We start from the raw sequence: 15,213 nt of genomic DNA on the forward strand, positions 1-15,213 counted from the left end.
GATTCCCATTCGTGTCCCCTCGCCAGGAGAACCCCATGTCCTTTTCCGTCGACCGCGCATCCGCTCCCCCCGGCGCCTACATGAGCGGCTTCGGCAACGAATTCGCCACCGAAGCCCTGCCCGGCGCCCTGCCGCAGCACCGCAATTCGCCCCAGCGCGTGGCCTACGGCCTGTATGCCGAGCAGCTGTCCGGCACCGCCTTCACCGCGCCGCGCAGCCACAACCGCCGCTCCTGGCTGTACCGGATTCGCCCCGCGGCGGTGCACGGCAGCTTCACGCCGATCGACGCGGGCCGCATCGTGTCGCGCTTCGACACCCCGGCCCCGCCCAACCAGCTGCGTTGGAGCCCGCTACCGATGCCGGACGCGCCGACCGATTTCATCGACGGCTGGGTCACCATGGCCGGCAACGGTTCGCCGGAAGCCATGAACGGCTGCGCGATCCACCTGTACGCCGCCAACCGCGACATGGACGGCCGCTACTTCTACAATGCCGACGGCGAGCTGCTGGTGGTGCCGCAGCAGGGCCGGCTGGCGATCGCCACCGAACTCGGGCTGATCGAGATCGAACCGCAGGAGATCGCGGTGATTCCGCGCGGCCTGCGTTTCCAGGTCAGCTTGCCGGACGGCGCGGCGCGCGGCTACATCTGCGAGAATTTCGGCGCCCTCCTGCAACTGCCCGACATGGGTCCGATCGGCTCGAACGGCCTGGCCAACCCGCGCGACTTCCTGAGCCCGAGCGCGCGCTACGAGGACCTCGAGGGCGACTTCGAACTGGTCACCAAGTTCTGCGGCGGCCTGTGGCGCGCACCGATCGGCCATTCGCCGCTCGACGTGGTCGCCTGGCACGGCAACTACGCGCCCTACAAGTACGACCTGCGCCACTTCAACACCATCGGCTCGATCAGCTACGACCACCCGGATCCCTCGATCTTCCTGGTGCTGCAGTCGCCCAGCGACACCCCGGGCGTGGACACGCTCGACTTCGTGATCTTCCCGCCGCGCTGGCTGGTGGGCGAAGACACCTTCCGCCCGCCCTGGTTCCACCGCAACGTGGCCAGCGAATTCATGGGGCTGATCCACGGCGCCTACGACGCCAAGGCCGACGGCTTCGTGCCGGGCGGCGCCAGCCTGCACAACTGCATGAGCGGGCACGGACCCGACGCCGCCACCTTCGACAAGGCCAGCAGCGCCGACACCGGCCGGCCGCACAAGGTGGCGGACACCATGGCCTTCATGTTCGAGACCCGCAACGTGATCGTACCGACGGCCCAGGCCCTGTCCTCGCCCCAGCTGCAGGCCGACTACCAGCAATGCTGGGCGGGTATCGGCAAGCATTTCCGGCCGACGCCCTGAGCCAAGGGCGCTTCCCCGGAAACGTGCCATGCTGATAATTCGTGTGGCGAAAACCGGGGGCGGCATGCGATGATGTGGCGTGCGCCGCTCCCGGTGCGCCCGGTCGCGGCCCGGATCGTCCGACGAAAGGCCCCGCGCCAGTGCTGACCGACATATTGATCATCTCCTTCCTCATACTGATGAACGGAGTGTTCGCCATGAGCGAGTTGGCACTGGTCTCGGCCAAGCACCTGCGCCTCGAACGGCGCGCCGAAGAAGGCAGCCGCGGCGCGCGCGCGGCGCTCAAGCTGGCCGACGACCCCAGCAACTTCCTCTCCACGGTCCAGATCGGCATCACCATCATCGGCATCTTCAACGGCGCCTTCGGCGAGGCCTCGCTCGCCAGCAGCCTGACCGCCGAACTCCAGACCATCCCCTGGGTCGCGCCCTACGCGCAAGAAACCGCCACCGGCCTGGTGGTCGCCTCGATCACCGTCGCCTCGATCATCTTCGGCGAACTGGTCCCGAAGCGGATCGCGATGCGCTATCCGGAAGCGATGGCGATCCTGATCGCGCCGCCGCTGCGCCTGCTCTCGAAGCTGATGTCGCCCTTCGTCGCCTTCCTGTCGCTGGTCACGAACGCCATCGTGCGCCTGCTCGGCATCCATCAGGTCAAGGAAGAAGCCCCGACCGAGGAAGACATCGCCGGCATCATCAAGGAAGGCGCCGACACCGGCGTGTTCGAGAAGACCGAGTACGACATCGTCCAGCGCGCCCTGCGCCTGGACGACCAGCACCTGAAATCGCTGATGACGCCGCGGGTCGACCTGGTCATCATCGACCTCGAGGAAAACCGCGCCGGCAACCTCGAGACCATCGCCGCCAGCCGCTACAGCCGCTATCCGGTGTGCCGCGGCGACCGCTCGCACATCGTCGGCTACGTGATGGCGCGCGACCTGCTGGCCCAGGCGGTGCGCACCGGCTCGGTGGACACGGTCGACCTCGAAGGCGCGGTGCAGGAACTGCTGTACGTGCCGGAGACCGTGAGCGCCATGGCCCTGCTCGAGATGTTCAAGAAACACCGCGCCGAATTGGCCCTGATCGTCGACGAATACGGCGACATCCAGGGCATGGTCACCCTGAGCGACGTGATGAGCGCGCTGGTGGGCGACGTCACCGTGGCCGGCGAAGACCACGACGTCGATGCCGTGCAGCGTCCCGACGGCAGCTGGCTGCTGGACGGCGGCGTGTCGCTCGACCGCTTCCGCGACCTGCTCGAGACCGGACTCGGCTTCCCCGGCGAGGTCGAAGGCGCCTACCATACGCTGGCCGGCTTCCTGCTGTACCAGCTGGGCTACATCCCCAAGCCGTCCGACGCGGTCGAGTGGCAAGGCTTCCGCTTCGAGGTCATGGACATGGACGGCAACCGCATCGACCGCATCCTGGTGTCGCGCTACGAAGTGGCGCAGGCCGAGCCGGAGCGCGATTAATCTTCTGTTAAGCCGCGTGCGTTATCGTCGTGCCAACTCAACAAGGAGAAACGCACGATGGATGTCGTCACACTCGGCCCGCTGGTCTTTCCCACCCGGGTGCTGCTGGTCCTGGCCGCGATCCTGGCGGCCACCCTGCTGGCCGAATGGTTCCGCCGGCGGCGCGGCATCGATCCCGGCGCCGTGCTGTGGAAGATGATCCTGGCCGGCTTCGTGGCCGCGCGCGCCGTGTTCGTGCTGCGCCACCACGCGCTGTTCGCCGAGCGCCCCTGGACCGCCTTCGACTTCCGGGACGGCGGCTTCGACGCCGGCGCCGGGCTGCTGGTCGCCTGCGTGGTGGGCGCCGAGCTGACCCGCCGCCATGCGGCCCTGCGGCGGCCGCTGCTGGCCGCCAGCCTGGCCGGCATCGCGCTCTGGCTGGGCGGCACCCTGATGCTGCAGGCCTTCGCGCCGGCGCATGCGCCGCTGCCGGCGCTGCAGGTGCGCGCTCTCGACGGCGCCGAACTGCCCCTGCGCGGCTTCGTCGGCAGGCCGCTGGTGGTCAACCTGTGGGCCACCTGGTGCCCGCCATGCCGGCGCGAGATGCCGGCGCTGGGCAGGATGCAGGCCGCCAGGCCGGATGTCGGCTTCGTGTTCGTCAACCAGGGCGAATCGGCGGCGGCGGTGCGCGCCTACATGCAGTCGCAGGGACTGCGGATGGACAATGTGGTGCTCGACGCCGCCGGACAACTGTCCAAGCGCACCGGGTCGCCGGGCTTCCCGACCACCCTGTTCTACGACGCGCGCGGGACGCTGCGCTTGCGGCACGTGGGCGAGCTGTCGGAAGCGAGCCTCGCCGAGAAGCTGGCGCAATTGCCCCGTTAGTTTTCGCCCGCCTCCCCCTTGCGCTTCCCCCCGCGGGCAAGCTGTGGTACAACATGCGCCGCACACAGGAGAGCCAATGCAAGTCAATCCGATCCAGCTGTTCGACGCCGAGTCCTCGACCTTTACCTACATCCTGTCCGCTCCGGACAGCGCCGACGCGGTGATCATCGACCCGGTCGACCGCCACTGGCAGCGCGACCTGGCCCACATCGAACGCCTCGGACTGACCCTCACCCACGTGCTGGAGACCCATGCCCACGCCGATCACGTCACCTCGGCCGGCCGGCTGCGCGCCCTGACCGGCGCCAAGGCCTGCGTGCCGAGCGGCTGCGGCATCCCGCCGGCCGAAGTGCAGCTGCAGGACGGCGACCTGATTCCATTCGGATGGCGCGAGCACATCGCCGTGATCCACACCCCCGGCCACACCGCCGGCAGCATGTGCTACCTGTGGCGCGGCAACCTGTTCAGCGGCGACACCCTGCTGGTGGACGGCTGCGGGCGCACCGATTTCCAGGGCGGCTGCGCCGCCGCGCTCTACGACAGCGTCACCCGCAAGCTGTTCGCGCTGGACGACGCGACCCGGGTCTGGCCCGGTCACGACTACCGGGGCCAGTCGGTCTCCACCATCGGCTGGGAAAAGCGCCACAATGCGCGCCTGGCGCAGCGTTCGCGCGCCGAGTTCGTCGCGCTGATGGCCGCGCTCGACCTGCCGCGCCCGAAGCTGATGGACGTGGCGGTGCCGGCCAATCGCATGCTCGGCCTGGCGCACAGCGTGTGAGCGGCGCGCAGGCGCGCGCGCTGTTCTTTTAGTGGGAAGCCTCGAAACGCCCGCATGACGCTCCCGGCGCATTCCGGTACAATTTTTCCTTTGGGCAATTTATAGTACTCGAAAGCAACATCGCAAGAGGAGTCTCTCGGCAGCCGCATGACACAGTTCCACCAACTAGCGCACTGGCGCGCCCGCATCTTTTCGAAGCTGATGTCGATCGTCCTGATCGTCGGCACGGTCGCGGCAATTCCCAGCATCCTGCTGGCCGTGGCCGACGGCATGTGGCCGATCGCGCTGATGGACACGGTGGCGCTGGGCTGGATCTGCGCCATCTGGTGGTTCGACCGGCTGCCGTACACGCTGCGGGTGCTGAACTTCCTCGCGGTCCTGTTCCTGGTGGGGGTGGGCCTGATGCTGGCTGTCGGGCCGGTCAGCCAGATCTTCCTGATGGCGCCACCCGTGCTGGCGGTGGTGTTCCTGGGCACCCGCCAAGCCTTGGGCGCGCTCGCCCTGAGCGGCGCCACGATCCTGGGCCTCGGGCTGGCCGGCCACGCCAAGCTGTTCGTCGCGGGCCTCGACCACCCGCTGCTCGCGTCGCTGGTGGTGACCCTCAACTACCTGTGCGTCGGCGCCGTCATCACCATCACCTGCGGCGCCCTGGTCAAGGGCTTGACCACCACCATGGGTGAGATGCAGGGCTTTGCCGACTCCCTCGAGAACAAGCAGGCCCGCCTGCACGAACTGAACGCCGAGCTGCGCCTGACCTCGGCCGCGGTCGCGCGCCTGAACGACATGGTCCTGATCGCGCGCGCGGTGGATGCGCCCGGAGCGCACCAGCCGATCATCTTCGCCAACGAGGCGTTCGAGCGCCGCACCGGCTACCAGCGCGCCGAGATCATCGGGCAAAGCATGCGCCTGCTGCACGGGCCGGAGACCGATCCTGACGAGGTCTCGCGCATCCTGTGGGCGGTTGCGCGCAACGAGGCGGTCAAGTCCGAGCTGCTGAACTACACCAAGGGCGGCGATCCCTACTGGGTGGAGATGGAGATGGTGCCCTTCGCCAGCGAGGACGGCCGCAACACGCACTGGGTCGTGGTGGGGCGCGACATCACCGAGCGCCGCAATTCGGCCCGGGCGATCCACCATCTCGCCTTCTACGACGTGCTCACCGGCCTGCCCAACCGCCGCCTGCTGAGCGAGCGCCTGGACGCGCTGGTCGCGGGCTGCCAGGCCGGCGGCGCGCTGGGCGCCGTGCTGTTCATCGACCTGGACAACTTCAAGCATGTCAACGACGCGCGCGGGCACGCCACCGGCGACGCACTGCTGCGCAGCGTCGCCGAGCGCCTGGTGTCGGCGGTGCGCGCGCGCGACACCGTGGCGCGCCTGGGCGGCGACGAGTTCGTGATCCTGCTGCAGGACCTCGGCCACGAACCCGACGCCGCGACCGAAGCGGCGGTCAAGGTCGCCCACAAGGTGCTCGCCGCCCTCGGCGAGGACGTCGCGATCGACGAGCAGTTGTACCGCTCGACCGGCAGCGTCGGCGTCGCGCTGCCATTGCGCGCCGGCCTGACCGGGAACGACCTGCTGCGCGAGGCCGACGTCGCGATGTACGAGGCCAAGGCCGCCGGCCGCAATGGCGTGGCGCTGTTCGAGACCACGATGCTGGCCGAGGCCGAGCAGAAGCTCACGCTCGAGCGCGACCTCGCCATGGCGCTCGAGAAGGGCGAGCTGGCGATGCACCTGCAGCTGCAGGTCGACCAGAACCAGCGCCCGAGCGGCGCCGAGCTCCTGATGCGCTGGCACCGCGCCGACGGCATCCTGGTGCCGCCGGAGGTGTTCATTCCGATCGCCGAAGCCAGCGGCCTGATCGTCCCGCTCGGCAACTGGGTGCTGCGCCAGGCCTGCGAGGCCTGGCTGCGCCTGCAAGCGGCCGGCCATGCCTTGCCGCTGTCGATCAACGTCAGCCCGGTGCAGTTCCGCCAGCCGGACTTCGTCGACGAGGTGCGCGCGGCGCTGAACGACACCGGCGTGCCGGGCGGGCAGCTGGTGTTCGAGGTCACCGAAGGCCTGCTGATGGAAGACCAGGAGCAGACCATCGCCCGCATGCACGCGCTCACCACGCTCGGCATCCGCTTCTCGGTGGACGACTTCGGCACCGGTTACTCGAACCTGGCCTACCTGCGCAAGATGCCGCTGTACGAGCTCAAGATCGACAAGAGCTTCATCCGCGACACGCCCAACGACGTCAACGGCACCGCGATCGTGCAGTCGATCCTGTCGATGGCCGAGCACCTTGGCATCCGCGTGGTGGCCGAGGGCATCGAGACCGCGCAACAGGCCCAGTACCTGGCCGCGCAGGGCGGACCCTGCATGCAGGGCTTCCTGTTCTCGCGGCCGGCGCCGCTCGACGAGGTCCTGGCCACGCTGGCGCGCGCGGCGGACGGACGCGCCCCGGCCTGATTCTGCTAAGCTGCGCCAGACCATACCAGCACGGGAGCACGCCATGGCGCACCAGGCCATCCTCGAGATTGCCACCGCGGGACGCGGCACGCACGACATCACCGATGCGGTCGCCGCCGTGGTGCGCGGATGCGCGCCGCGCTGCGGCCTGGCGCACGTGTTCGCCCAGCACACCAGCTGTTCGCTCCTGATTACCGAGAACGCCGACCCGGACGTGCGGCGCGACCTCGAGACCGTGCTGCGCCGGCTGGCGCCGGACGGCGACCCGGCCAACCGCCACGATGCCGAAGGGCCGGACGACATGGCCGCCCACGTGCGCACCATGCTCACCGGCGCCGGGCTGAGCGTGCCGGTGGCCGACGGCCGCCTGCTGCTCGGCACCTGGCAGGGCATCTACCTCTACGAACACCGCAGCGCCCCGTACCGGCGGCGGGTGGTGGTGACCGTGCTCTGATTCCCCCCGCCGTGGGGGCGGACCGCCGGCGCGCATTTCCCTACACTGCATGCAGGCCGTGACGCTGCACCTGCGTGGCGCAGCGGAAACGGCCCCCCCATTTCCGCCCGTCGCATGCCGGCGCAGCCAACAAGTCAGCGAACCGCACCGGGGACCGGCAGCAGAATATGGGCCGCTGGTGAGATTTGTTGAATTTTCCGGCCCCGCCGCGATGGTATTCTCGCATCCTTGCTTCTGGTTACAAGCTGATGACACCCAAGAATACCTTGTGCGCGCTGCTGGCGCTCATGTTTGCCTGCGGCCTGGCCCTTGCCCTGTACGGCGCCGCCCATATGCGCATGCCCGCCTGGTGGGCGCTGCTGTCCGGCTTCCTGCTGCACTTCCTGCCCTACTACTGGTATCGCCTCGACAGCGAGGCGCGCCTGTTCCGGCGCTCGCGCTGGATGAATTCGGCCGTGGTGGGCCTGTCGCCGCTCGGCATTACGCTCTACCTGCTGCGCAGCCGGCCCCGCGGCAACCGGCTGGGTTCGCTCGCGCGCATGTCGGTCTTCGTGGTGATGCTGCTGGGCGCTACCGGCGCGGGCGCATTCTCCTTCCTCATGATGCCCGGCTGACATTGCTGCGCCATACACGGCCGGTTTTTGCTATGGTGAACGCGATGCCGCGCGCCGCGCGGCCAGCCTTTCACCATCACGAACGGAGGACAGTATGCGCAAGATGATCATGATGGCCCTTGCAGGCCTGCTCTGGAAGAAATTCGGCGGCAAGATGGCGCAACGCTATCCGATGGGGCGCCGCGGCTACCGCCGCTTCTGAACCCCCGGGACGGGCGCCGGCGAAGTTTCGCCCGGCGCGCCTTCCTTGCAGTAGAATCGCTGGCTTTAAGGCAACTTTAGCAATCACCTTAGGGCCGACGATGGACGACGCCAAGCACCAACTCAAACGCGGACTGAAAAACCGCCACATCCAGCTGATCGCCCTCGGCGGCGCGATCGGCACCGGACTGTTCCTGGGCGTGGCCCAGACCATCCAGCAGGCCGGCCCCTCCGCCCTGCTCGGCTATGCGATTGCCGGCCTGGTCGCCTTCCTGATCATGCGCCAGCTCGGCGAGATGATCGTCGACGAACCCGTGGCCGGCTCGTTCGGCTATTTCGCCAGCAAGTATTGCGGCCCGATGACCGGCTTCGTCTCGGGCTGGAACTACTGGGTGATGTACATCCTCGTCAGCATGGCCGAGCTGTCCGCGCTCGGCATCTACGTCCAGTACTGGTTCCCGGAGATCCCGACCTGGGTCTCGGCGCTGGGTTTCTTCGTCGTCGTCAACCTGCTCAGCCTGCTCAACGTGAAAACCTTCGGCGAGCTCGAATTCTGGTTCGCGATCATCAAGGTGGCGGCCGTGGTCGGCATGATCGTGTTCGGCTGCTACCTCCTGATCAGCGACACCGCCGGGCCGCAGGCCGGCGTGGCCAATCTGTGGCAGCACGGCGGCTTCTTCCCGAACGGGTTCGCCGGGCTGGCGCTGTCGATGGCGGTGATCATGTTCTCCTTCGGCGGCCTGGAAATGATTGGCATCACCGCGGCCGAAGCCGACAACCCGGGCTACACCATCCCGCGCGCCGTCAACCAGGCCATCTGGCGCATCGCCATCTTCTACGTCGGCGCGCTGGCCGTGCTCCTGATGCTCTACCCGTGGCAGAAGGTCGTCCTGGGCGGCAGCCCCTTCGTGCTGATCTTCGCGGCCCTGGACAGCAAGCTGGTTGCCAATGTGCTCAACCTGGTGGTGCTGACCGCCGCGCTGTCGGTCTACAACGGCTGCGTCTACGCCAACAGCCGCATGCTGTTCGGCCTGGCCGAACAGGGCAACGCGCCGCGCGCCCTGCTCGCCGTCTCGCGCCGCGGCGTGCCGCTGGCCGCGCTGGGCGTGTCGGCGGTGGCCACCGGCATCTGCATCTGCATCAATTACTTCTTGCCGAAGTCGGCCTTCGGCATGCTGATGGGCCTGGCCGTGGCCGCCCTGGTGATCAACTGGGGCATGGTGTGCTGGAGCCACCTGCGCTTTCGCCGCGCCAAGCGGGCAGCCGGCCAGGCGACCGCCTTCCCGAGCCCGATCTTCCCGCTCACCAATTACCTGTGCATGGCCTTCCTGCTCGGCATCGTGGTGGTGATGTACCTGACGCCGGGCCTGCGGATGTCGGTGTGGCTGATTCCGGCCTGGCTGGCGCTGCTGGCCTTCGGCTATTGGCTGCGGCAGCGCAATGTGGCCGCAACCGGCCCTGCCGCGCCCGGCGCCGTAAAGACGCCATAAAGCGACATCCGGCCGGGGTTTCATGCCTGGCGGTCCGAATTCTCGTGTTGCGCTAGCTCAACAGGCAAGCTGTTGATAAAGTACTATTCCAGCGGCATGGGAAGGCAGGCGTCGATCCGGCGCCCGCCGTGCCCATACGCTTGCCCGGCCGGCGATCCGCCGCCCGGCCCTTGACCACCATGAGCCGAAGGAGCCAGCTTGAAGAAGATCGTCGCCAGTCTCACCACCGTCGCCCTCGCAGTGTCCCTGATCGCCGCCGACGCCACGCGCTTCGCCACTGCCCAGGATTACGCCAAGTACAGCCAGGAAGCCCTGGACAAGGAACTGGCGCGCATCGCCACCGCGCGCCCGAGCGTCATGGTGCCCATGCGCGACGGCGTCAAGCTCTCCACCGACATCTACCTGCCGAAGAACGCCAGCGGCAAGCTGCCGGTCATCCTGTGGAAGACCCCTTACAACGAGGGCAAGCTCAAGGGCGGCACCCTGCGCTACGTGCTCGAATCGGTCAAGCGCGGCTACGTGTTCATCGTCCAGAACGAACGCGGACGTTATTTCTCGGAAGGCAAATGGGAAATCCTGGGCAAGCCGCAGGCCGACGGCTACGACACCCTCAGCTGGATCGCCGAACAGCCCTGGTCGAACGGCAAGGTCGGCACCCTCGGCTGCTCCTCGTCGGCCGAATGGCAGCTGGCCCTGGCCGGCCTGAACCACCCGGCGCACGCGGCGATGGTGCCGATGGCCTCCGGCGCCGGCATCGGCAAGGTCGGCCGCTTCCAGGAGCAGGGCAACTGGTACACCGGCGGCGTGCCGCGCAACCTGTTCTTCGTGTGGCTGTACGGCGTCGACAACCCGCTGCGCGCCCAGCTGCCGGCCTCGATCACCGACGACAAGCTGCGCGCGCGCATCGAGGCCTACAACGACCTCGATCCGGCCAAGCCGAAGGTCGACTGGAACAAGCAGATCAAGCACCTGCCGGTGGACGGGCTGCTGTCCTCGCTGGGCGAACCGGCGGGCACCTTCGAGCAGCTCATCCAGCGCAGCCCGGCCGATCCGGCCTGGCGCCAGGGCGGCCTGTACCACGAGGGCATGGGCTGGGGCGTGCCGGCGCTGTGGTTCAACAGCTGGTATGACGTGTCGATCGGCCCGAACCTGGAGTTGTTCAATCATGCCCGCGCGGCGGGCACCGACAAGGAAGCCAGCGCCAACCAGTACGCCGTGGTCGCGCCGGTGCCGCACTGCCAGTACGCCCGGCTCGGCCCGGACACCACGGTCGGCGAGCGCGCCATGGGCGACACCAGTTTCGACGTCGACGGCGCCATCTACGGCTGGTTCGACCGCTGGCTGAAAGACCAGCCCAAGGCCTTCCCGGCCGATACGCCGCACGTGCGCTATTTCGAGATGGGCGCCAACCGCTGGCGCAGCGCCGAGCAGTGGCCGCCGGCCAAGGCCCAGCCGATGCGCCTCTACCTGCGCTCGGGTGGCCGCGCCAATTCGCTGTTCGGCGACGGCCGCCTGCTGCCCCAGGCCCCGGCTGCCGGCGAGCAGGCCGACCGCTACCGCTACGATCCGATGAATCCGGTGCCGACCCTCGGCGGCGGCGACTGCTGCAACGGCGGCATCGTGGTGCCCGGCGCCTTCGACCAGCGCCCGGTCGAGGCCAGGCAAGACGTGCTGGTCTACACCAGCGATCCGCTGCCCAAGCCGCTCAGCGTGGCCGGTTTCGTGGATGCCGTGCTGAAGGTCTCGTCGAACGCGAAAGACACCGACTTCGCCGTGAAGCTGGTCGATGTCGCGCCCGACGGCACCGCCTGGATCATCGGCGACACGATCTTCCGCGCCCGTTACCGCAACGGTTTCGACCAGCCGGCCATGCTCAGTCCCGGTGAAGTGGTGACGATCCGGCCGACCCCGATCGCCACCGCGCTCCAGTTCGGCGCCGGCCACCGCATCCGGGTCGAGGTGACCTCCTCGAACTTCCCGAAGTTCGTGCGCAACCTCAACACGGGCGGGCCGAACGAGAGCGAGAAGACGGGCGTGGTGGCGGACAACGCGCTGCACCACGATGCCGGCAACCAGAGCTACATCGAACTGCCGGTGGTGCGCTGAAGCGACAGGCTGGCGGGGCGGCGCCAGCCGACGGGGATCCCATGCGCTTTACCGAATCGGTCTCGACCTGCTTGCGCAAGTACGCCAGCTTCGACGGCACCGCGCCGCGCTCCGAGTACCGGTGGTTCTGGCTGTTCCTGGTGGTCGTCGCCCTGGTACTCGGCTGGTTCAGCGAGAACCTCGCGGTGCTGTTCAACCTGGCGACCCTGGTGCCGCTGATCGGCTGGATCGTGCTGGTGGTCTTTGGTGCAGGAAAGCAAGGCCAAGCGCTACGGCACCTCGACGGTCGCGGCCTGAACCGTGCGCCGCCCGCCTAGCCGGTGGCCTGGGCGGCGGCTTCGTCCTCCGCCATCTCGTCCATCCGGCGCACGATCTCGGCGAAGGGCTTGGGCCGCCCGAACAGCCAGCCCTGCCCGTACTGCACCCCGTGCTTGCTCAGGAACTCCGCCTGGGCCGGGGTTTCCACCCCTTCGGCGATCATGCGCAGGCCGAGGTCGCGCGCCATGCCGATGATGTGGCCGACCACCTGGCTGGTCGGCGCGCCGGTGCCGATCGCCTCGATGAAGCTGCGGTCGATCTTCAGGTAGTCGAGTTCGAGCGATTCCAGGTAGGACAGGCTCGAGTAGCCGGTACCGAAATCGTCGATCGCGATCGCGAAGCCATGGCGCCGCAGCAAACCCGAGGTTTCGCGGGCGACCACCGGGTCGAGCAGGCCGCGCTCGGTCACTTCCAGCAGCAGGTTGCCGGGCTGGGCGCCCGTGTGGACCAGCGCGCGCCGCAGGCTGTCGTGGAAGTCGGGCGAATGGAAGTCCGCCGGCGCCACGTTGATGCCGATGTGGAAGTCCGGGTGCGACTTGAGGAAGGCGCCGGCATCCTCGCAGACCCTGTCCAGCACCTGCTGGGTCAGTTTGACGATCAGCGTGTTCTCCTCGGCAATCGGGATGAACATGTCCGGCATCAAGAGCTCGCCGGTGGGACGGCGCCAGCGCACCAGCGCCTCGACCCCGATCCAGCGGCCGCTGCGCAGGTCGACGATCGGCTGGTATTCCATGAAGAATTCCTTGCGCCGCAGCGCCACCTTGACGGCATACGGCAAGGCCATTTGCATGCGCGCCAGATACACGATGGCCAGGACCAGCACGACGCCGGTCACCAGTCCGACCGGCACCAGGCGCGTGGCCACTTCCTGCGAACGCCCGCGCAGGTAGTGCAGCGGCACCGCGGCCACCCCGGCCGCCCTGAAAGCCGACGAGCGCACCACGGCGACCACGTGATCGCGGTCGACGAACACCACTTCGGGCTGCTCGCCCAGGCGCTCCAGCCAGGCGGGGTCGACCAGTCCGCGCACGCTCACCGTTGCCCTCGAATCCAGCGCCAGCACCGCCAGCGACACGTCCGGCTCGCTCTTGGCGGTATCGATCGGCAGCTGCGCATGCAGGATCACGGCGAAACTGTCGTATTGCACGACAAGGAAACTTTGTTGCGGTGCGAAGGGGAAGCGCACGTCGGTGCGGACCACGGCGCCGGCCCGGTTCCGGTAGGTGGGCGGGCCCAGCGCGATGCCGTGCATCGCACCGCCGATCGATGAGCACGGCATGCGATTGCCGCTGACATGGCCGACCGCCTGCACATAGCTCGATGCGAGGTCGATCTCGCGCATCAGCGCGGTGGCCTTGGCGGCGCACGGCGCCTTGCGATAGGGCGCCAGCCGGCGCGCGGCGGCCTGCACCTGCCTGCCGGTCTCGTCGGCGCGAAGCACCACGTCGCGCGCATAGCCCAGCGCATGGGCGCTTTCCGCCCTGAGCGCCTGGCGCCCGGCCTCTTCGACCGCGAGCCAGATCGGCAGCCCGATACCGGCGATCGCAACCAGCAGGGTCAGCAGAACGATGGCGGTTTTTTTTATGATTCCCTGCGAACGGGCATGAACGGGGTGCGGCGCGAGTCCCATACTACAGACGCCGCGCGCGGCCCGCAATCGCGGGCACGACGGCGAACCGGCGAACCGTCCTTGTACCGCATGCGCGCGCCGGCCGCCAAGCGCCCTGCCGGGTCGTTTATGCTGCATAGCAATATGAAAATAGTTCGCCAAGGCCTTCGTGTGCGGGGCGCCAAGCCTTATCATGCTTGCCGCAAGTCACCTTACAAAGGGGAAGCGTTTATGAGTCAGAGTAAGCCTCTGTCGCTGCATGTACCGGAGCCTACCGGCCGTCCGGGGTGCAAGACCGATTTTTCGTACCTTCAATTGAGTCCCGCCGGTTCCGTCCGGCGTCCGCCCGTCGACGTGGCGCCGCTCGACACGAGCGACATCGCGACCGGCCTGATCCGCGTCCTGGACGAGCACGGCGACGCCGTCGGTCCGTGGGCGCCGCAAGTCGATCCCGAGCTGCTGCGCTTCGGGTTGCGCACCATGATGAAGACCCGCATTTTCGACGCGCGCATGGTCATCGCCCAGCGCCAGAAGAAAATGTCCTTCTATATGCTCTCGCTCGGCGAGGAAGCCATCGGCACCGCCCAGGCACTGGCCCTGGAAGACGGCGACATGCACTTCCCGACCTACCGCCAGCAGAGCCTCCTGATCGCCAAGCAGGTGCCGCTGGTCGAGATGATCTGCCAGCTGCTGTCGAACGAGCGCGATCCGCTCAAGGGCCGCCAGCTGCCGGTGATGTACTCGGTGCGCCGCGCCGGCTTCTTCACCATTTCGGGCAATCTCGCCACCCAGTACCCGCAAGCGGTGGGCTGGGCGATGGCATCAAGCATCAAGGGCGATACCAAGATCGCCTCGGCCTGGATCGGCGACGGCGCCACCGCCGAATCCGACTTCTCCACGGCCCTGACCTTCGCCCACGTGTACCGCGCGCCGGTGATCCTCAACGTGGTCAACAACCAGTGGGCGATCTCGACCTTCCAGGCGATTGCCGGCGGCGAGAGCGTCACCTTCGCCACCCGCGGCATCGGCAGCGGCATCGCCTCGCTGCGCGTGGACGGCAACGACTTCCTGGCGGTGCTGAGCGCCTCGCGCTGGGCCGCCGAACGCGCCCGCTCGAACCTCGGCCCGACCCTGATCGAATGGGTCACCTACCGCGCCGGCCCGCACTCGACCTCGGACGACCCGTCGCGCTACCGCCCGGCGGACGACTTCTCGCACTTCCCGCTGGGCGACCCGATCGCCCGCCTGCGCCAGTACCTCACCAAGCAGGGCTGGTGGTCGGACGAGGAGCACGACAAGGTGCAGCTCGAACTCGAAGCGGAAGTGCTGGCGGCCCAGAAAGAAGCCGAGTCCTACGGCATCCTGGGCGACGAGCGCGCCCCGAGCGCGGCCACCATGTTCGAGGACGTATACAAGGATATGCCGGAGCACCTGCGCCGGCAGCGCCAGGAGCTGGGAGTCTGATGATGGCACGTGACGATCAAACGAATGAGAATGACAGCAA

12 protein-coding genes are annotated in these 15,213 nt (G+C 68.1%); 11 read left to right on the forward strand and 1 reads right to left on the reverse strand.

Annotated features, from left to right (window positions below):
• Positions 1 to 35: 35 nt before the first annotated feature.
• From IM543_13560 to IM543_13605, 10 genes are all read left to right on the forward strand, one after another.
• Positions 36 to 1,355 carry a homogentisate 1,2-dioxygenase gene (locus IM543_13560; GenBank protein QOY92641.1) on the forward strand — a complete coding sequence of 440 codons (1,320 nt, stop codon included), beginning with the start codon at positions 36 to 38 and terminating at the stop codon, positions 1,353 to 1,355.
• Between the two features lie 143 nt (positions 1,356 to 1,498).
• Positions 1,499 to 2,824 (forward strand): HlyC/CorC family transporter, encoded by a 1,326-nt coding sequence (locus IM543_13565; GenBank protein QOY96677.1) that lies wholly within the window; start codon positions 1,499 to 1,501, stop codon positions 2,822 to 2,824.
• Between the two features lie 57 nt (positions 2,825 to 2,881).
• Positions 2,882 to 3,688 carry a TlpA family protein disulfide reductase gene (locus IM543_13570; GenBank protein QOY92642.1) on the forward strand — a complete coding sequence of 269 codons (807 nt, stop codon included), beginning with the start codon at positions 2,882 to 2,884 and terminating at the stop codon, positions 3,686 to 3,688.
• Positions 3,689 to 3,764: 76 nt separating this feature from the next.
• Entirely contained in the window at positions 3,765 to 4,466 is a 702-nt protein-coding gene (locus IM543_13575; GenBank protein QOY92643.1) for an MBL fold metallo-hydrolase, read from the forward strand.
• Between the two features lie 147 nt (positions 4,467 to 4,613).
• The gene (locus IM543_13580) at positions 4,614 to 6,917 is read left to right on the forward strand and encodes an EAL domain-containing protein (GenBank protein QOY92644.1); all 2,304 of its coding nucleotides are present in this window, start codon (positions 4,614 to 4,616) and stop codon (positions 6,915 to 6,917) included.
• A 43-nt stretch (positions 6,918 to 6,960) separates the two neighbouring features.
• Complete coding sequence (locus tag IM543_13585; protein ID QOY92645.1) at positions 6,961 to 7,371, forward strand: YjbQ family protein; 411 nt, start codon at positions 6,961 to 6,963, stop codon at positions 7,369 to 7,371.
• A gap of 248 nt (positions 7,372 to 7,619) precedes the next feature.
• Positions 7,620 to 7,985 (forward strand): hypothetical protein, encoded by a 366-nt coding sequence (locus IM543_13590; protein QOY92646.1) that lies wholly within the window; start codon positions 7,620 to 7,622, stop codon positions 7,983 to 7,985.
• A 302-nt stretch (positions 7,986 to 8,287) separates the two neighbouring features.
• On the forward strand, positions 8,288 to 9,676 hold the full coding sequence (locus IM543_13595) for an amino acid permease (GenBank protein QOY92647.1): 1,389 nt from the start codon (positions 8,288 to 8,290) through the stop codon (positions 9,674 to 9,676).
• A gap of 198 nt (positions 9,677 to 9,874) precedes the next feature.
• Complete coding sequence (locus IM543_13600) at positions 9,875 to 11,782, forward strand: CocE/NonD family hydrolase (GenBank protein ID QOY92648.1); 1,908 nt, start codon at positions 9,875 to 9,877, stop codon at positions 11,780 to 11,782.
• Between the two features lie 41 nt (positions 11,783 to 11,823).
• Positions 11,824 to 12,099: a hypothetical protein gene (locus IM543_13605; GenBank protein ID QOY92649.1), complete on the forward strand. Its 276-nt coding sequence runs from the start codon at positions 11,824 to 11,826 to the stop codon at positions 12,097 to 12,099.
• Here IM543_13605 and IM543_13610 read toward each other — a convergent pair.
• Positions 12,096 to 13,730, reverse strand: coding sequence for an EAL domain-containing protein (locus IM543_13610; protein ID QOY92650.1), 1,635 nt, complete (start codon positions 13,728 to 13,730; stop codon positions 12,096 to 12,098). The two genes, IM543_13605 and IM543_13610, sit on opposite strands and share 4 nt — an antisense overlap.
• A 210-nt stretch (positions 13,731 to 13,940) precedes the next feature.
• Between IM543_13610 and IM543_13615 the strand changes: the two genes are divergently transcribed.
• Positions 13,941 to 15,173: a 3-methyl-2-oxobutanoate dehydrogenase (2-methylpropanoyl-transferring) subunit alpha gene (locus IM543_13615; protein ID QOY92651.1), complete on the forward strand. Its 1,233-nt coding sequence runs from the start codon at positions 13,941 to 13,943 to the stop codon at positions 15,171 to 15,173.
• Positions 15,174 to 15,213: the final 40 nt, after the last annotated feature.

Source organism: Massilia sp. UMI-21, from assembly GCA_015277795.1.
Lineage (GTDB): Bacteria > Pseudomonadota > Gammaproteobacteria > Burkholderiales > Burkholderiaceae_D > Telluria.